Origin of the sequence: Pseudomonas sp. S8 (genome assembly GCF_050473925.1) — a bacterium.
GTDB classification, from domain to species: domain Bacteria; phylum Pseudomonadota; class Gammaproteobacteria; order Pseudomonadales; family Pseudomonadaceae; genus Aquipseudomonas; species Aquipseudomonas parakoreensis.
Map to the genome: position 1 here is coordinate 6,052,024 of NZ_JBFDVZ010000016.1, position 16,788 is coordinate 6,068,811.

At 59.8% G+C, this 16,788-nt stretch carries 12 protein-coding genes, 6 tRNA genes and 2 pseudogenes; 13 read left to right on the plus strand and 7 right to left on the minus strand.

All coding sequences use genetic code 11. The annotated features are described in order from the left end of the window. Window positions 1-167: 167 nt before the first annotated feature. The 4 genes and pseudogenes from AB1J88_RS28575 to AB1J88_RS28590 all read left to right on the plus strand — a co-directional run. A complete protein-coding gene (locus AB1J88_RS28575; RefSeq protein WP_041073750.1) occupies window positions 168-929 on the plus strand; it encodes an SDR family oxidoreductase in 762 nt (253 codons plus the stop codon). Between the two features lie 193 nt (window positions 930-1,122). Further along, window positions 1,123-2,475, plus strand: coding sequence for a PLP-dependent aminotransferase family protein (locus AB1J88_RS28580; RefSeq protein WP_430292603.1), 1,353 nt, complete (start codon window positions 1,123-1,125; stop codon window positions 2,473-2,475). Window positions 2,476-2,739: 264 nt separating this feature from the next. Further along, window positions 2,740-3,642, plus strand: a pseudogene (locus tag AB1J88_RS28585) (HAMP domain-containing protein); the annotation flags it as partial. A 318-nt stretch (window positions 3,643-3,960) separates the two neighbouring features. Beyond that, a pseudogene (locus AB1J88_RS28590) lies at window positions 3,961-4,551 on the plus strand (methyl-accepting chemotaxis protein); the annotation flags it as partial. A 545-nt stretch (window positions 4,552-5,096) separates the two neighbouring features. Here AB1J88_RS28590 and AB1J88_RS28595 read toward each other — a convergent pair. Next, window positions 5,097-5,855: a hypothetical protein gene (locus tag AB1J88_RS28595; protein WP_174377049.1), complete on the minus strand. Its 759-nt coding sequence runs from the start codon at window positions 5,853-5,855 to the stop codon at window positions 5,097-5,099. A gap of 384 nt (window positions 5,856-6,239) precedes the next feature. Between AB1J88_RS28595 and AB1J88_RS28600 the strand changes: the two genes are divergently transcribed. The 6 genes from AB1J88_RS28600 (at window position 6,240) to AB1J88_RS28625 (ending at window position 6,861) form a co-directional block, all read left to right on the plus strand. Continuing rightward, window positions 6,240-6,315, plus strand: a tRNA-Glu gene (locus tag AB1J88_RS28600). A 2-nt stretch (window positions 6,316-6,317) separates the two neighbouring features. Continuing rightward, window positions 6,318-6,393, plus strand: a tRNA-Gly gene (locus AB1J88_RS28605). Between the two features lie 104 nt (window positions 6,394-6,497). Then, window positions 6,498-6,573, plus strand: a tRNA-Glu gene (locus AB1J88_RS28610). Window positions 6,574-6,576: 3 nt separating this feature from the next. Beyond that, window positions 6,577-6,652, plus strand: a tRNA-Gly gene (locus AB1J88_RS28615). Window positions 6,653-6,707: 55 nt separating this feature from the next. Next, window positions 6,708-6,783, plus strand: a tRNA-Glu gene (locus AB1J88_RS28620). A 2-nt stretch (window positions 6,784-6,785) separates the two neighbouring features. Next, window positions 6,786-6,861, plus strand: a tRNA-Gly gene (locus AB1J88_RS28625). A 131-nt stretch (window positions 6,862-6,992) separates the two neighbouring features. Here the strand turns inward: AB1J88_RS28625 and AB1J88_RS28630 are convergent. The 4 genes from AB1J88_RS28630 to AB1J88_RS28645 all read right to left on the minus strand — a co-directional run bounded on the left by AB1J88_RS28630 (window position 6,993) and on the right by AB1J88_RS28645 (window position 11,058). After that, the gene (locus AB1J88_RS28630) at window positions 6,993-8,732 is read right to left on the minus strand and encodes a dipeptidase (RefSeq protein ID WP_430292604.1); all 1,740 of its coding nucleotides are present in this window, start codon (window positions 8,730-8,732) and stop codon (window positions 6,993-6,995) included. A 199-nt stretch (window positions 8,733-8,931) separates the two neighbouring features. Beyond that, window positions 8,932-9,570 (minus strand): LysE family translocator, encoded by a 639-nt coding sequence (locus tag AB1J88_RS28635; RefSeq protein WP_430292605.1) that lies wholly within the window; start codon window positions 9,568-9,570, stop codon window positions 8,932-8,934. A 1-nt stretch (window position 9,571) separates the two neighbouring features. Then, window positions 9,572-10,342, minus strand: coding sequence for a 2OG-Fe(II) oxygenase (locus AB1J88_RS28640; protein WP_095668580.1), 771 nt, complete (start codon window positions 10,340-10,342; stop codon window positions 9,572-9,574). 89 nt (window positions 10,343-10,431) lie between these two features. Next, window positions 10,432-11,058, minus strand: a complete 627-nt coding sequence (locus AB1J88_RS28645; RefSeq protein ID WP_041069080.1) for a serine-tRNA(Ala) deacylase AlaX — start codon at window positions 11,056-11,058, stop codon at window positions 10,432-10,434. 90 nt (window positions 11,059-11,148) lie between these two features. On the opposite strand from AB1J88_RS28645, the gene AB1J88_RS28650 reads away from it, so the two are divergent. Next, window positions 11,149-12,147, plus strand: coding sequence for a LysR family transcriptional regulator (locus AB1J88_RS28650; RefSeq protein WP_239777885.1), 999 nt, complete (start codon window positions 11,149-11,151; stop codon window positions 12,145-12,147). Between the two features lie 89 nt (window positions 12,148-12,236). Here AB1J88_RS28650 and AB1J88_RS28655 read toward each other — a convergent pair whose 3' ends face one another. Continuing rightward, the gene (locus AB1J88_RS28655; RefSeq protein WP_041069086.1) at window positions 12,237-12,644 is read right to left on the minus strand and encodes a PA2817 family protein; all 408 of its coding nucleotides are present in this window, start codon (window positions 12,642-12,644) and stop codon (window positions 12,237-12,239) included. Between the two features lie 89 nt (window positions 12,645-12,733). Beyond that, on the minus strand, window positions 12,734-15,181 hold the full coding sequence (locus tag AB1J88_RS28660) for an acyl-CoA dehydrogenase (protein WP_430292606.1): 2,448 nt from the start codon (window positions 15,179-15,181) through the stop codon (window positions 12,734-12,736). 247 nt (window positions 15,182-15,428) lie between these two features. Here AB1J88_RS28660 and AB1J88_RS28665 point away from each other — a divergent pair, with 247 nt between their 5' ends. After that, a complete protein-coding gene (locus tag AB1J88_RS28665; protein WP_430292607.1) occupies window positions 15,429-16,088 on the plus strand; it encodes a transglutaminase-like domain-containing protein in 660 nt (219 codons plus the stop codon). A 43-nt stretch (window positions 16,089-16,131) separates the two neighbouring features. After that, complete coding sequence (locus tag AB1J88_RS28670) at window positions 16,132-16,755, plus strand: glutathione S-transferase family protein (RefSeq protein WP_430292608.1); 624 nt, start codon at window positions 16,132-16,134, stop codon at window positions 16,753-16,755. The last annotated feature ends 33 nt before the right edge of the window (window positions 16,756-16,788 follow it).

The following is a 16,788-nucleotide window of genomic DNA, read 5'->3' on the forward strand; positions in this document are numbered from 1 at the left end:
CGGCGAATGCACAATGATCCAGTGCAGTGATAGTCGCCCGGCGGGTTTTATCACTGCGACGCATGAAGGCATAAACAGCCTTCTGATAGTGCTGATGCGGGGCGGGCCGTGATGGCTATGCTGCGAGTCTGCAAACCCTCCTGCATCTCTCCTCCGAGGACATAACAATGAGCATGACGTTTTCCGGTCAGGTTGCCGTAGTCACTGGCGCGGCCAATGGCATTGGCCGCGCGACTGCCCAAGCATTCGCTGCCGAAGGCCTGAAAGTGGTGGTGGCCGATCTGGACGCGGCAGGGGGCGAGGGTACGGTGGCGCTGATTCGTACAGCCGGTGGCGAAGCGACCTTCGTGCGCTGCAACGTTACCGTCGAAAGCGAAGTGAAGAATCTGATGGACGAGGTGATCAATACCTACGGTCGCCTCGACTACGCCTTCAACAATGCCGGGATCGAAATCGAACAGGGCAAGTTGGCAGACGGCTCGATGGACGAGTTCGACGCGATCATGGGCGTCAACGTCAAGGGCGTCTGGCTGTGCATGAAGTACCAGTTGCCGTTGCTGCTGGCCCAGGGCGGCGGGGCGATCGTCAACACTGCTTCGGTGGCAGGGCTTGGCGCGGCACCGAAGATGAGCATCTATGCGGCGTCCAAACACGCGGTGATTGGCCTGACCAAATCGGCGGCGATCGAATACGCGAAGAAAAAAATCCGCGTCAACGCTGTGTGCCCGGCGGTGATCGACACTGACATGTTCCGCCGGGCCTACGAGGCCGATCCAAAAAAAGGCGAGTTCGCCAATGCGATGCACCCGGTGGGGCGTATCGGCAAGGTCGAGGAAATCGCCAGTGCCGTGCTGTATCTGTGCAGTGATGGCGCGGCGTTCACCACCGGTCACTCCCTGGCGGTGGATGGCGGCGTCACTGCTTTCTGAAACGGTTCTGTCAGCCATGAAAAAACCCGCCATCGTGCGGGTTTTTTCATGGCTGGCGATCCGTCCCGTTAAACCGCTAAACAATGTGTATCAAACGGTTAGAACGGCTGCTTTTGACGGCGTTGTCGCACAGCCTGAACGACGCGGCTGTGATTTACTGCCGCCAGCAAAACGGACAGGAGTTTGCGTGCTCATGGAATTGAGAATTGACCGACAGGCAATGGTGCCGGTCGTACAGCAGATTGTTGATGGAATGACCGAGTGGATCTCGCGAACGGGTGTGGCGCCGAGCACGCGACTGCCCTCCGTCAGACAGATAGCACGCTCCAATCTGCTCAGCCAGTCGTGTGTGGCCGAGGCCTGCGAGCGGCTGGTGGCGCAAGGTATCCTGGCCCCGCGGCAGGGCGCGGGATTCATGGTCGCCGCGCACAGCCGCGCTTTGCTCGGGCTTGAATACGGGCGGGCCGAGAGCAGTTTGAAACTCGGCGAGGGCGGTTTGCCGCAAAGCTGGCGCGAGTCCGATGACCTCAGCTATGCAATCCGTCAGGTGGCGCGAACCGACATGGCGAGTCTGTTCAATTACAGCACCCCGCTGGGGTTTGCGGCGCTGCGTGCGCAGATCGTCAGGCGTCTCAGGCTGATCGACATCCAGGCCCCGGCGGAACAGGTGCTGACGACCTCCGGTGCCAGCCAGGCGCTGGATCTGCTCGTGCGCACGCTGGTTAAGGCCGGGGACTGCGTTGTTGTCGAAACCCCGGGCTATGCGCCGCTGTTCGAGCTGTTGCGCCTGCGTGGCGCGCAGCTGCTGGAAGTCCGGCGTACGCCAAGCGGGCCTGACCCTCAGGCGCTGGAGGCACTGTTGCGCCAGTGCCGGCCCGTCGCGATGTTCGTCAACAGCCATCACCACAATCCCACCGGCTCCTGCCTGAGTCCGTGTGTGGCACAGCAGATCCTGCGATTGTGCAACGCGCACGATGTGCAACTGATCGAAGACGATGTCTACGCCGATCTGCACAATGGCAACGGTGTACGCCTGGCGGCGCTTGATGAACGGGTGATTTATGTCGGCAGTTTTTCCAAGACGCTGAGCAGCTCGTTGCGCGTCGGGTTTGTGTACGCCGGGCCAGAACTGATCGCGCGTCTGGCCCGGGTCAAGATGATCAGCAGCATGGGAGCTTCGAGTTTCAATGAAGCGGTGCTGGCGAGCCTGCTGGCCAGTGGCGCCTATCGAAAAATGGTCCAGCGCCAGCGTCAACGCCTGAATACCGACCGCGTCGCCGCATTGCAGGCATTGGAGGACGCAGGCTGGGAGGTTTTCGGCAAGCCGTGTGGCGGCCTGTTCATCTGGGCCCGCTCCCCGCTGAGTGATCCGGACCGCTTGCACAGGCATGCGCAGTGCAGTGGTGTCAGTCTCAGTCCTGCGGGGGCTTTCAGTCCGAGCGGCGAGATCAGTGAGTGGCAGCGAATCAATGTGGCCTATGCCTGTGATCCACGGGCCCGGCAGTTTTTTCGCAGTACCGGCGTGAATCGACCTCAAGCGTTCTGAAAACGACGCGTGCGTAGCTTTTTGCCATTATTCCGACGCCAGAGACTTGTGCTGCTCCATGACCGTTGCGAATCTTCGGCAACAGACTTTGGCAGGGGACTACGCGCAATGATTTCGGCCGTGCAAGGACGTTTTGCCAACCTCGGTATGGCAAAGAAACTGGGTCTCGGGTTCGTACTGGTGCTGCTGTTGACTGCGCTGGTGGCTGCCATTGGAGTCTGGTCCCTGCAGACCATCAGCCAGCGCTTCGACGGCTTGAAGCAAATGTCGTCGCTCAACAGTGCCTTGCTCAAGGTGCGGTTGCTGGAGCAGGACTATGCGCTGCACAGCAACCCGAAAACGGTTGATGCCGTGCACGAGGGCGTCGACGGTCTGTTGGCCCAGGCCGCGCAACTCAAGGCGCAGACGCCGGCGAACGGGGCGGTGATGAGCGATGTCGAGCAAGCCTTGGGCGACTATCGCAAGGCGTTTGACGAGTTCGTTTCACTGACCCAGGCCAAGGATCTGGCGCTGGAAATGGCCAGTTGGTCGGTGTCCAGCGTGGCCAATAACCTGGACGTACTGCAAGCCGGGCTGGCCGATGATGGCGCGTACACGTTAAAGGACAGCGAAGGCAAGGATGGTGCGCAGTTCATCGAACAGGCCAGTCAGGTCAGTCAGGTGTCGCGGTTGATGCTGCAAGCGATGAACGAGGCACGGGTTCGTCTGGATCAGAGCCGCAAGGGCGATGCCGACAGTGCCGACAAGGGCAGCATTGAACAGGCGGCCCAGGCCCAGGCTCAGGCCGAGCAGTTGAAGACCACGGTCAAGGATGAGGGCTATCTGACGGTACTCAATGAAGTATCCGGGCACATCGCCGGTTTCAACGACAAGCTCGCCGAGTACACCGGCCTGCTGGCCCAGGAGAAAACCGTCTACGAACAGTTGCACCAGCGTGCGGCGCAGGTGATGGAGCGCGTGGATCAGGCGTATGGCGCCGAGGATGGAGCGATGCAGGCGGAATTGAAGAAAAACTCGGTGTTGATCATCGGTTCTTCGGCGCTGGCATTGCTGGTCGGGCTGATTGCCGCGTGGCTCATCACCCGGTTGATCGTCGCGCCGTTGCGCAGTGTGATGCGGGTGGCGCAACAGATTGCGGCCGGAGATTTGAGTGCGAGGGTGGAGGTCACCCGGCGTGATGAGATCGGGCAACTGATGCTGGCGATGCAGCAGATGGGCACTGGGCTGAGCACGATCGTCAGCGGTTTGCAGGCGGGCATCGAGCAGTTGGCCAGTTCCGCGCAATCGCTGTCGGCGGTCACCGAGCAGACCAACCTTGAGGTCAACAGCCAGAAGGAAGAGACCGAGCAAGTGGCCACGGCCATGAACCAGATGACCGCCACCGTGCATGACGTGGCGCGCAATGCCGAGGAAGCCGCGCTGGCCGCACAAACGGCGGATGCCAAGGTCGAGAGCGGGCAGCAGGTGGTGCGCCAGAGCATGGTGCGGATCGAGCAACTGGCGGATTCGGCGACATCAGCCAGTTCGAGCATCGAAAGCCTCAGTGCGCAGATCCAGAATATCGGTACGGTGCTGGATGTGATCAAAAGCGTCGCCGAGCAGACCAACCTGCTGGCGCTCAACGCGGCGATCGAAGCGGCGCGGGCCGGGGAGCAGGGCAGGGGCTTTGCGGTGGTGGCCGATGAGGTTCGTGCGTTGGCGCGACGTACGCAGCAGTCGACGGAGGAGATCGAGCGGCTGGTCAGCGCGTTGCGTTCGGCAGCGCATGCTTCCGTGCAGCAAATTCAGAGCAGCGGCGAGTTGGTGAAGCTGGCGGTCAGTGATGCCCTGCAGACTGAAAGTGCGCTGGGGAGTATTGCGGCGGCGGTGTCGTTGATTCAGCAGATGAATCAGCAGATTGCGGCGGCGGCCGAGGAGCAGAGTTCGGTGGCCGAGGAGATTAATCGCAGTGTGACGAGTATTCGTGCGAGTGCGGATCAGTCTTCGATGGCGATGCAGGGGAATGCGGTTTCGAGTGTTGAGCTGGCGCGGTTGGGGGGGGAGCTCAAGGGGATGGTGGGGCATTTTCGGCTTTGACTTGGCGGCCTCTGGGCCGACCAGGTTCTTGGGGTTTTGGGTGTATATCCGTTTTTTTGGGTGTTGCGGCTGACGGTTTCGCTCTTACAGCGACTCCCTTTGGCAAACGCCCCAAAGGAAGCAAAGGTCTTTGGCCCCAACGTACGGCCCTCGCCGTGGCTCGGGTTCCTTCGCTCCGGGATTCATCCGGGGGCATCGCCTCCGGTTTGCTTCGCTGCACCTCCTCTCGATGTGTTCGACTGCGTCGAACGGTCGCTGCGCTCCCACCCCCGGATAAACCCCTCCACTCAGCCTGCCGACGGGGCCGGCACGGCAAGATCAAAAGCTGCAGCCGAGCTTGCGCTCATCCTGTGTAGGAGCTGCCGAAGGCTGCGATCTTTTGATCTTGATCTTGATCTTGATCTTGATCTTGATCTTGTGGGAGCTGGCTTGCCAGCGATGGCGGCCTGACAGCCGACCAATCTCTAACTGAATGTTCTCAATGGCAGCCAGCTCACCCCCCACAAAAAAGCCACCTCTCGGTGGCTTTTCTTAACTCTCGACACTTAGTCGTAGATCACTTTCTTCTTCCAGTCCGCATCGGCTTCAACTTCCTTGAGGCCTTCGGTCAGCTGGTTCACTTCGCCTTCGACCGGTGCAATTTTGTCCATGACTTGGGCATTGGCGCGGGCCAGCAGTTTTTCCAGGTATTGCAGTTGTTCCGAGTACATCTGCGGGTCTTGCTGTTTGCGCAGGTATTGCACGCCGCGTTCGAAGGCGAGGCGGGCCTGGCCTGGCTGGTTTTGTTGCAGTGATTGTTGGCCGAGGTTGTTGAAGAACTCGATGTGCAGCAGGACCAGGATGTGGCGGACTTCCTTGATCCAGTGTTTGGCTTCGTTCGGCGGCAGGAAGCCGTCGTGGGCGGCGCGGGTGATCTGGCCGTGCAGGGCTTCGAGCAGGAAGCGGACGTCCTTGGCTTTGGCTTCGGTCAGGATCGGTGCCGGCGGGTTGTTGACCGGGATCGATTCGCCCTGAGCCACCAGTGCGCTGAGTTCAGTGATCCGTGCCTTGATTGTGGCGCTGGTTTTTTCCAGGTTCAGCAGACGCTGGCAGACGTTCAGTTCCAGACGCGTCAGCAGCAGCTTGAGTGCCGGCGTCATGAACTGACCGGGGAAGGTTTCGGTCAGTTCGCCGCAGCGGCGCAGGCGGTCGTTGAGTTCGACTTTGGTGCGGGCCTTCTCCAGTTTGTTGTTTTCCACCACATGGTTCATGTAGCCAATGGCGATCAGAATTGCGATCCCGGCTACGACTAGCAGGGTGATCATGAGTGGTGTCACCGGTAAGACCTCTTTATAGGGTTCGCATGCGAGTGTAGTGGCTGGACATTCAGGCGCCCAGCGCCGCTCGACGAGTTGATTCAGCAGCTTCTGTGTATATCGGCTGCACACTGCTTATATGAATGCTGGCGCAGAGTGCGCAGATTGCCATCATCGTGTTGCGGACTATAACGCCTTGGCGAGTGGCGGAATATAGGCGTCAATCGTCGGGCGACGGAAAAGCCCGAATGCTCTCGTAAAGCAGGTCGAAGTCATTGATTTAAATAAATTTATATTCGGGGGTTGACGACCTCTCAAACCATCCATAGAATGCGCGCCACTTGCAGCGTAAAGCACACAGCGAAACGCGGCAGGGAGTGAATGTTGTAGTGTGTCCCCTTCGTCTAGTGGCCTAGGACACCGCCCTTTCACGGCGGTAACAGGGGTTCGAGTCCCCTAGGGGACGCCAATGCGGGAATAGCTCAGTTGGTAGAGCACGACCTTGCCAAGGTCGGGGTCGCGAGTTCGAGTCTCGTTTCCCGCTCCAATTTTAAACAGCATTGCTTTCGGGCAGGGCTGAGTGAAACCAGAACCTGATCTTCGGAGACGGCTCTGGACACCGAAACACACACCATGTGTTCCGGGTAGCGTGTCCCCTTCGTCTAGTGGCCTAGGACACCGCCCTTTCACGGCGGTAACAGGGGTTCGAGTCCCCTAGGGGACGCCATTTGCGGGAATAGCTCAGTTGGTAGAGCACGACCTTGCCAAGGTCGGGGTCGCGAGTTCGAGTCTCGTTTCCCGCTCCAAATTCTAAAAGCGCCGCTCAGTGAGCGGCGTTTTTATTAGTGAAAGTTGTAGCCTGTCCCCTTCGTCTAGTGGCCTAGGACACCGCCCTTTCACGGCGGTAACAGGGGTTCGAGTCCCCTAGGGGACGCCATTGCGGGAATAGCTCAGTTGGTAGAGCACGACCTTGCCAAGGTCGGGGTCGCGAGTTCGAGTCTCGTTTCCCGCTCCAATTTCACAAAAACGCCGATCAGTGATGATCGGCGTTTTTGTTTGTGCAGCATTTTGCACGCAACAAAAAAGGACCTTCGGGTCCTTTTCTGTTTTCACGTCAGGCCCGCTGAATCACGGGCCCGTGTCTTATCAGAGCTTCGGCAGTTGGCCGACACGGCCCATCATCTCAGTGACGATCTGCAGGTCCAGCAGGAACTGGTCAACCGTCTTGAACTCACCGTCAGTATGGCCGGTGTATTTGACTTCAGGACGGGCCAGGCCGAACTGCACGCCGTTCGGCAAGTCATGCACCGAGGTCGCCCCGGCCGAGGTGCCGAACTCGTGCTTCATGCCCAGGTTCTCCGTGGCCACCGCCAACAGTGCTTTGACCCATTCGCCTTCCGGGTTGCGGTACATCGGTTCGTCGATCGAGTAGGTGAAGTCCGCGGCGACGTGGGTTTTCTTGCTCCAGGCGGCGAGTTTGTCAGCGATTTCCTTCTGCAGCACTTCTGGCGATTTACCCTTCGGCACGCGCAGGTTGACAGCCAGTTTGAAAGCCTTGTCGTCCACACCGACGTAGGTCAGCGAAGCAGTCAGCGGGCCCATGAACGAATCGGAGAAGCCGACGCCAAGTTTTTTCCCCAGATAATCCAGGCCCCAGTTGTTGGACGCATAGCGTGCAGCGTCGGTGATCTGGTTGTGCTTGAGCGCCACCTTGCCGTCGAGAGCGTTGATGAAGTCGAGCATCCGCGCGACCGGGTTGACGCCGGACTCGGGTTCGGAGGAGTGCGCGGACACACCGGTGACGCTCAGCTTGACGTCTTTGCCGTCAACTTTTGCCGCCACTTTGAAGTCGCCACCGTGTTTTTTCGCGTACTCGTTGCCGGCCTTCTGCAGGCTCGCCGCCAATGGCTCCGGCTTGTCGGTGACGAGGGTGGCGACCGAAACCGACGGAATCTGGTTGGTCGCCAGGCCGCCGGTCATCGAAGTGATTTCGGCGCCACTGCCTTCAGCCTTGCGCAGCGGGAAATTGGCCATGACCGTGCCGTAGCCTTTCTCGGCGATGACCACCGGGTAACCGCCATCCAGTGCCATGTTGTAGTTCGGCGTCGGGTTGTGCTCGAAGTAGTAGGGGATCGCGTCACCCGTGGTTTCTTCAGTGGTGTCCACCAGCAGTTTGAAGTTGCGTGCCAGTGGCAGCTTTTCTTCCTTGATCACTTTCATGGCGTACATGGCGACGACGATGCCGTTCTTGTCGTCCTCGGTGCCACGGCCATACATGCGGTCGCCGATCAACGTCACTTTGAATGGATCAAGTTTGGTGCCGTCCTTCAGCACCCAGTTTTCCGGGGTGACCGGTACCACGTCGGCATGCGCGTGAATGCCCACGACGTCATCGCCGCTGCCGTCGAGGGAAATTTCATAGACGCGGTTGTCGACGTTGCGGAATTTCAGGTTGAACGATTCGGCGAGGTTTTTGATCTTTTCGGCGATCTTGATGAACTCGGGATTGTCGTGCTGGGCCACGCCTTCTTTGCGGAAGGTCGGGATTTCCACCAGCTCGCGCAGGGTCTCGAGGGCGGCCTTGCCGTACTTGGCGCGGGTGTACAGGCCCAGTAGACGGTGGATCTCGTTCTGCTGCTCGGCGGTCAGGGTCTTGTTGTCGAGAAAACCATTGATCGCCGGGGCGAGGTTGTCGGTCTTGCCCGGATTGCTGTTCGCTACCGCACCGAGAAACTGACGAAAATCGCTGACCGTCGTATCGCTGAAGGCCTTGAGGATCGCAGCACTTTGCTCGGGGCTGATGTTGGCCTGGGCCGGCAGGGTGAACGACGAAAGACTGGCCAGAATCAGGCTGGCGGCAGCCAGACGCTTGAGGGAAAAATTCATTGCAGTGGGCATTCCTTTGCAGGCATTTGAAGGGAAGTGTTTGAAAGTTGAAACAAATCTTTTCCAAACTAACACCGCGAAGGTGTTGAAGGGGAGCCCCTGAAGTGGGATCCGTCGCACAGAAATGCAAAAGCGGCGCACAAACGAAAAAGGCCCGAGCAGTGTGCAACTGATCGGGCCTTGTCTTTGGGCGCAGCGTTTACATCGACAGCACCAGCCTGCCGGCGAACAGAATCAGGATCACGCCCATGCTGCGTTCGAACCAATGGCCCATGCGCATGAACAGGGTCCGCACCCGGCTGCTGGAAAAAAACAGTGCGACGATCACGAACCAGAGCGCGTTGACGAAGCACATCCACACCCCGTACAGCGCCTGGATGTTCAGCGGGGTAGTGGCGCTGATGATCGTGGTGAAGATCGCCAGGAAAAACAGCGTGGCCTTGGGGTTGGTGGCATTGGTCAGAAAACCGGTGCTGAACGCCTTGAACAGTGACTGCGCGACCAGCGGCTCGTCGCTATTGTTTTCACCCTCGAGCGTGGACTTCGGTTTACTGCGAATCAGGCTGATGCCGAGGTAAAAGATGTACGCGCCACCGATCACCTTGGCCACGGTCAGCAACCACGGCGTGGTGTGCATGAGCGCGCCAACGCCGAGCAAGGTGTAGAGAACGTGCACGGAAATGCCGGCGCCGATGCCCAGTGCGGTGCAGATGCCCACCAGTCGGCCGAAGCGTACGCTCTGGCGGATGGTCACGGCGAAGTCCGGGCCGGGAGCGACCACGGCCAGAAAGTGAATGGTGGCCAGTGCCAGAAACTCGCCCAGGTAGTTCGATAACATCTCAGCTCCAGAAGGTCAGGGGAGAAGCATTGCCGCGATAGCCGACAAAGAATGAAAGGCTCAGTCGCGGATCCGCTACGCCCGGCGTCACCGAGTGCATGCAGCGCGAATTGAACATGATGAAATCGCCCGGCTCCGGCCGCACTTCCAGGGTCGGTGGGCCGAGCAGCGCCGGGTCGATGCCGTAGCTGTCGCCGCGCATCTCGTCGAAGCGGTCCGGGCTGATATCGTCGTCCCACATCTGCAGTGCACCGCCCTCGGTCGGCATGTTCAGGTACACGTTGCAGGCGAACTGCGCTTCCAGGCTGCGGGCCTGAAAGCTGTCCGGGGCGTCCTTGGCGAAAATGTCGTGATGAGCGAGGAAACACACACCGGGTTTGACCACCCGCGACAGGCCGACATACATCTTGCGGCCATAGAGGTTTTCCAGATGAGCGCCGGCCGGCCAGGACTCGTCGAGCATGCAGCGCAGGGTATCGACCGGCGAGGAGTAGGGGGCGCAACGTTCGCGCAGTTCCGCGATGTTGCGGGTGGCGCGTTCGAAGTAGTCCTCGATCAGCAGCGGCTGGTTCTCCGCCTCGTAAAACGCCATGCCGATGCGGCCGATGCTCGGCGCGTTGATGTAGCCCTCAAAGCCCGGAGCCAGAATCTTGTCGCCAAGCTGAACCGCCAGCGGCTCCGGCAGAAAGCCTTTGACGCGGATGGCGAGGACTTCTTCGTTGGCCAGTTTTTTTATGCACGTCTCATCGAGACGCTCGACGTCTAGCATCATTGTTTTAGGTCCATCTATCGATAGTCAACGGAACCGGCGAGTGCGGTTCCCCCGGCGCCGGACGCTGCGCGAGGCAGCGCCCGAGATGCTTAATCCACGCTGTAGTGGACGGATAACGTGCCTTTCTTCTGCGAAAGGGAAGCGATCGTGACTGTGCCCAAATCCTTCAGGCTGCGTACATGGGTGCCACCACAACCGTAGGCCGGGAGCTCGCCAAAACCGATTTCCCGCGCGCCTTCGCGCAGCGAGGTCAGGCGGGGCAGGTCGTGTTCGATCCACTCACGAATACCGTATTGAACGGTTGGTGCGTCGACTTCCTGAGCAGCATCGCCCGGTTTGAACTGCACCCGACCTTCGTCTGGCCAGTGGTGCGCCTTGACCGGCGTCCAGCCCATCGCTTGCACGAAATGCCCGATCAGGTGCCCGGCTGAATGCATGCGGGTGTTGTAGCGGCGACGTTGTTCATCGACGTGGATGCAGGTCATGCCCAGTTTCACCGGACGGTCGACGTAATGCACGATCCGATCCGGCTCCTGGACCACGCGCAGCACCTGGCTTTCGCCGATCATGCCGGTATCGCAAGGCTGCCCACCGCCTTGCGGATGAAACAGCGTGGCGCGCAACACCACGGCAAATTCGTTCTCGTGGGGCGTGCAGTCGAGGACTTCCACATTAGCCTTGAGGTCATCACTATGGAAAAAGAGGCGAAGCGTCATATTCCATGCCCTTATTAAAGTGTCTGTTTTTATTATATGAATCGTGCAATAACGTGATAATCCGTTCAAACATCAAAGGACTTGTGCGCTGTGAGCATCAATCTTCCGCTGCCACTGCTCGGTGAAATGGCGATCTTCGTCAAGGTCGTGGAGACCGGCAGTTTCTCCGAAGCCGCCCGCCAGCTGGGTTCCTCGCCGTCGGCGATCAGTCGCAGCATTTCCCGACTGGAAAAGGCTCTGGCCACGCGTTTGCTGCAGCGAACAACGCGCAAATTGCGCCTGAGTGATGGTGGTGAAGAGGTGTTCAAGCGCTGTCAGGAGATGGTCAGCGCCGCCAAGTCGGTGATGGAGATCAGTGGGCAGTTCACCCACGAGGCGGAAGGGCTGGTGCGGGTCAGTGTGCCGAAAGCGGTCGGACGCTTCGTGATTCATCCGCACATGCCCGAGTTTCTGCGGCGTTATCCAAAGGTCGATGTCGAGTTGCTGCTGGAAGACCGCCAGGTTGATTTGATTGACGATCATGTCGACCTGGCGATTCGAATTACGGACCGTCCGCCGGCCGGGCTGGTCGGGCGACAGTTGCTGACCATCGACCATTTGCTCTGCGCCACCCCGCAATACCTGGCCGACCACGGCACACCGACGCATCCGCATGATCTGCTCAATCACAGTTGTATCTATCTGGGAGAAACCCCGAGCGATGCCCGCTGGAAATTCAAGAAGGGCAGTAAAGCAGTGACGGTCGGCGTGCGTGGCCGCTATGCCGCCAACCATACCGGCGTGCGGCTCGGAGCCGTGTTGCAGCACATTGGTATCGGCAGCTTGCCGTACTTCACCGCGCGTTATGCGCTGGAGCAGAAACTGATTGTGCAGGTGCTGCCGGAGTGGACATTCCTCGCGTCCTATCACGGTGGGCTGTGGCTGCTGCATTCACCGACGCGTTATCTGCCGCCGAAGCTGCGGGTGTTCATCGATTATTTGGTGGAATGTCTGGAGAAAGAGCCGACGTTGAGCAAGCCGGGCAAGGCGGGGGCGCCGAATAATCTGGCGCTTGCGTATGAATTGCCGGAGAGCGAGGGGCTGCTTTAAAAGCAAAAGATCGCAGCCTGCGGCAGCTCCTACACAATCCCTGTAGGAGCTGCCGAAGGCTGCGATCTTCTGATCTTCAAACCATTAAATCAGTGCTTGCTGTCCTGAGCAGACATCGCCAGCAGCTGTTTTTCCTGATTCCAGTCGAACGGTTCGTCGTTCTGTTCGGCTTCGTAGCGACGTTCTTCCAGTGCCTGATACAGGTCGATTTCTTCATCAGACAAGTAGTGCAGGCAGTCACCAGCGAAGAACCACAGCAGATCCCGCGGGATCAGGTGGGCAATTTGCGGATAGCGGGTAATCACTTGGGTCAGGATGTCCTGGCCCAGGTACTGGCTTTCGATCGGATCGATCGGCAGGGATGCCAGCAGTTCGTCAAAGCGCTCCAGGAACAAGGCATGGCTTTCTTCGGGAACCTGATCGGCCTCACCTACGGCGACCAGGATACTGCGCAGGTGGTCGAGCAAAACCAGATGATCGGCAACGACGTTGGACACGAGATAAGTCCTCAAGAGCAAAACGGGCGCGGGAGTATAAAGCTCTCGCGCCCGTTTTTCACAAATAAACAGCTACACGGTCGTCAGCATCAGCGGACTTTGCCTTCTGCCTGTTTCAGTTCTTCCTTGTCGAAATCATCGACATCAATCACCTTGCGCCGAGCCGCTTCAGCATCGCGCAGGGTTTGCGCCTCCGCCGCTTGCAACACCCCGGCCTCCAGCGCGGCGTCGATGGCGTGTTCGCCCGCCGCCGGTTTGACCTGGCCGCTTTTCAGCGCAGTGTGCAGTTTCTTGTGCAGGGGTTGCGCGGCACCCAGCAGATCGCTGGCGTGTTGCAGGGCACCCACGGCATCGTCGGCGGACTGCGGGCGATAGCAACCGGCGAGCAGTTCTTCGAGAGTCGGATCACCTTTGGCGCGACCAATAACAGCTGCCACTTCGGCACCGAGCTTGTCCGATGGGCCTTTGTGGCGACGGCCGAACGGGAACACGATCACCCGCAGCAGGCAGCCAAACACTTTGTTCGGGAAGTTGCTCAGCAGCTCATCCAGTGCCCGTTCCGACTGACCGAGGCTTTCTTCCATCGCCCAACGGAACAGCGGCTCCATATGCGCCGGCGAATCCAGGTCGTGATAACGCTTGAGCGCGGCGGAGGCCAGGTACAGGTTGCTCAATACATCGCCGAGACGCGCCGACAGGCGTTCGCGCCGCTTCAGTTCGCCACCCAGCAACATCATGCTGAAGTCGGCGAGCATGGCGAAAGCCGCTGCCTGCCGATTGAGTGCGCGGAAATAACCTTGGCTGATCCTGTCCCCTGGCGCATGTTCGAAGTGGCCAAAGCCCAGGTTCAGCACCAGGGTACTGGCGGCGTTGCCGACGGCAAAACCGATGTGCTTGAGCAGCAGGCCGTCGAATTCTTTCAGTGCCTGATCCTTGTCCTCACGGCCGGCGAGGGCCATTTCCTTGAGGACGAACGGATGGCAGCGAATGGCGCCCTGACCGAAGATCATCAGGTTGCGCGAAAGGATGTTGGCGCCCTCCACGGTGATGAAGATTGGCGCGCCGTTCCAGCTGCGCCCGAGGTAGTTGTTCGGCCCCATGATGATCGCCTTGCCGCCGTGCACGTCCATGGCGTGGGTGATGCACTCGCGGCCGCGTTCGGTCAGGTGGTACTTGAGGATCGCCGACAGCACCGACGGTTTCTCGCCCAGATCCACCGCGTTGGCGGTGAGCATGCGCGCGGCGTCCATCATCCAGGCGTTGCCGCCGATGCGTGCCATGGCTTCCTGAATGCCTTCGAAGGCCGACAGCGGGACGTTGAACTGCTCACGTATCTGCGCGTATTGACCGGTCACCAGACTGGTGAATTTGGCCGCGCCAGTGCCGACGGCTGGCAGCGAGATCGAACGCCCGACCGACAGGCAGTTCATCAGCATCATCCAGCCCTTGCCGAGCATTTCCTGACCGCCGATGAGAAAGTCCAGCGGGATGAATACGTCTTTGCCCGAGTTCGGGCCGTTCATGAATGCGGCGCCCAGTGGCAGGTGCCGACGGCCGATTTCCACGCCCGGTGTATCGGTGGGAATCAGCGCCAGACTGATGCCGAGATCTTCCTTGTCGCCCAGCAGATGCTCCGGGTCATAGGCTTTGAAGGCCAGACCGAGCAGGGTCGCCACCGGACCGAGGGTGATGTAGCGTTTTTCCCAGTTCAGACGCAGACCGATGACTTCCTGGCCTTCCCATTCACCTTTGCAGATGATCCCGGTGTCCGGCATGGCGCCAGCATCGGAACCGGCCAGCGGACCGGTGAGGGCGAAGCACGGAATGTCGTCGCCACGGGCCAGTCGGGGCAGGTAGTGATTGCGCTGTTCGTCGGTGCCGTAATGCAGGAGCAATTCGGCCGGGCCGAGGGAGTTGGGCACCATTACGGTGGAGGCGAGGTCGCCGCTGCGGGTGGCGAGTTTCATCGCCACTTGCGAGTGAGCGTAGGCGGAAAAGCCCTTGCCGCCGAATTCCTTGGGAATGATCAGGGCGAAGAAGCCGTGTTCCTTGATGTGGCTCCAGGCTTCTGGCGGCAGGTCCATCGACTGGCCGATCTGCCAGTCAGTGACCATCGCGCAGAGCTCTTCGGTGGGGCCGTCGATAAAGGCCTGCTCCTCTTCGCTCAGTTGCGCTTTCGGGTAGGACAGCAGCTTGTCCCAGTCTGGACGGCCGCTGAACAGCTCGCCGTCCCACCAGACGGTACCGGCATCGATTGCGTCGCGTTCGGTCTGCGACATCGGCGGCAGGGTTTTCTGGAACCAGTTGAACAGCGGCGCGGTGAAGTGTTTGCGGCGCAGGTCGGGCAGCATCAACGGCGCGGCAACCACCGCGAGCACGACCCACAGCACCAGCAGCAACCAGCCCGGAGCATGGCTGAAAATACTCATCGCCAGCAGGTAAATGGCGACGATGCCCAACGCGGGCAGGGGGGCGATGCGGCGGTGAGCGAGATACGCCACACCGACGATCAGAACCAGTATCCACAACAACAGCATATGTAATCCTCCGTGAACCAAGGCCAACCAACCCACCAGAGCTTAGACGGCATCTGTAAAACGGGTGGTCAGAACATGGTGATTGAACTCGTGGGAAACCCCGGATGGTTTTCGTAGGTTCGGTGGGCAACACCCGTGGGAAATCGTTCGCCGTTCCCGCATCTTCGCGTGCATGTTTGGCCGAAACGTCGTTATCTCTGTGCTTGAGCTGTCGCTAGACTCGGGGCTCCCCCAGGAGAACATCGTCATGCGCGAGTATCTGAGTCCCGGCCGCTTCATCGATAGTGACCACCCGGCGGTGGTGGAGTTCGCCGAACAACACCGCGGTCCCAGCCGCGACCCGCTCGAGCAGGCGCTCGGTCTCTATTACGCCGTGCGCGAAGCAGTGCGTTACAACCCGTACACGTTCAGCCTCGACCCGCAGACCCTGTGTGGCAGCCATGCGTTGGCGACCGGAGAAAGTTATTGCGTGCCCAAGGCCACCTTGCTGGCCGGGTGTGCGCGGCATTGCGGCATCCCGGCGCGTATCGGTCTGGCCGACGTCAGGAATCACCTGTCGACCCCGCGTTTGCTGGAACTGTTGCGCAGCGATGTGTTCGCCATGCACGGCTACACCGAGCTGTTCCTTAACGACCGTTGGGTCAAGGCCACGCCGGCCTTCAACCAGCAACTCTGCGAACTGTTCAATGTCGCACCGTTGGACTTTGACGGCATCAGTGACAGCGTTTTCCACCCGTACAACCGAGACGGCGCGCTGTTGATGGAGTATCTGGTCGATCACGGGCAGTTCGCCGATGTGCCGGAACAGTTCTTCTTCGAACATCTGGAAAAGTGCTACCCGCACCTGTTCGGCGAACATCAGGCGAAGGTGCTGGGCGATATGCAGAGTGATTTGAGCCGCACATGATCCGGCGTATGCTGCCTGCCCACGCATTGGAAAAGAGGCGGTCATGCTGAAGATCTGGGGACGGAAAAACTCATCGAATGTCAGGAAGCCACTGTGGGCCGCCGAGGAGCTTGGCCTGGCTTATCAGGCGATTGACGCCGGTGGCGCTTTCGGGGTGGTCGACACACCTGAATATCGTGCGATGAACCCGAACGGCCGGGTCCCGGTGATCGAGGATGACGGCTTCGTGCTGTGGGAATCGAATGCGATCGTGCGTTACCTGCTGGCCAAACATGCGCCGAACAGCCAATGGTTTCCGGCAGACCTGCAAGCCCGGGCCATCGCCGACAAATGGATGGACTGGACCACCTCGAGTTTTGCCGGACCTTTCCGCACGGTGTTCTGGGGTGTGCTGCGTACGCCAGCGGACAAGCAGGATTGGCCGGCGATCAACGCCGCGATCAAAGAATGCACGGCGCTGCTGGCCATGGCCGATCAGGCCCTCGCCAGCCAGCCATACCTGTCCGGCCGCGAAATCGGCATGGGCGATATTCCCCTCGGCAGTTTCATTTATGCCTGGTTTGAGATGCCCATCGACCGTGCCGCGCAGCCGCATCTGGAGGCCTGGTACGCACGTTTGAAGCAGCGTCCGGCTTATCAGAAAGCGGTCATGACCGCGTTGACTTGATAATAACTATCGACACTCTTGACTGTACTTGTG

Coding starts and splice junctions, on each gene's coding strand:
- AB1J88_RS28575 (WP_041073750.1), top strand. CDS start 168: ATGAGCATGACGTTTTCCGGTCAGGTTGCCGTAGTCACTGGCGCGGCC.
- AB1J88_RS28635 (WP_430292605.1), bottom strand. CDS start 9,570: ATGTTATCGAACTACCTGGGCGAGTTTCTGGCACTGGCCACCATTCAC.
- AB1J88_RS28640 (WP_095668580.1), bottom strand. CDS start 10,342: ATGATGCTAGACGTCGAGCGTCTCGATGAGACGTGCATAAAAAAACTG.
- AB1J88_RS28580 (WP_430292603.1), top strand. CDS start 1,123: ATGGAATTGAGAATTGACCGACAGGCAATGGTGCCGGTCGTACAGCAG.
- AB1J88_RS28660 (WP_430292606.1), bottom strand. CDS start 15,181: ATGCTGTTGTTGTGGATACTGGTTCTGATCGTCGGTGTGGCGTATCTC.
- AB1J88_RS28670 (WP_430292608.1), top strand. CDS start 16,132: ATGCTGAAGATCTGGGGACGGAAAAACTCATCGAATGTCAGGAAGCCA.
- AB1J88_RS28630 (WP_430292604.1), bottom strand. CDS start 8,732: ATGAATTTTTCCCTCAAGCGTCTGGCTGCCGCCAGCCTGATTCTGGCC.
- AB1J88_RS28665 (WP_430292607.1), top strand. CDS start 15,429: ATGCGCGAGTATCTGAGTCCCGGCCGCTTCATCGATAGTGACCACCCG.
- AB1J88_RS28595 (WP_174377049.1), bottom strand. CDS start 5,855: ATGATCACCCTGCTAGTCGTAGCCGGGATCGCAATTCTGATCGCCATT.
- AB1J88_RS28645 (WP_041069080.1), bottom strand. CDS start 11,058: ATGACGCTTCGCCTCTTTTTCCATAGTGATGACCTCAAGGCTAATGTG.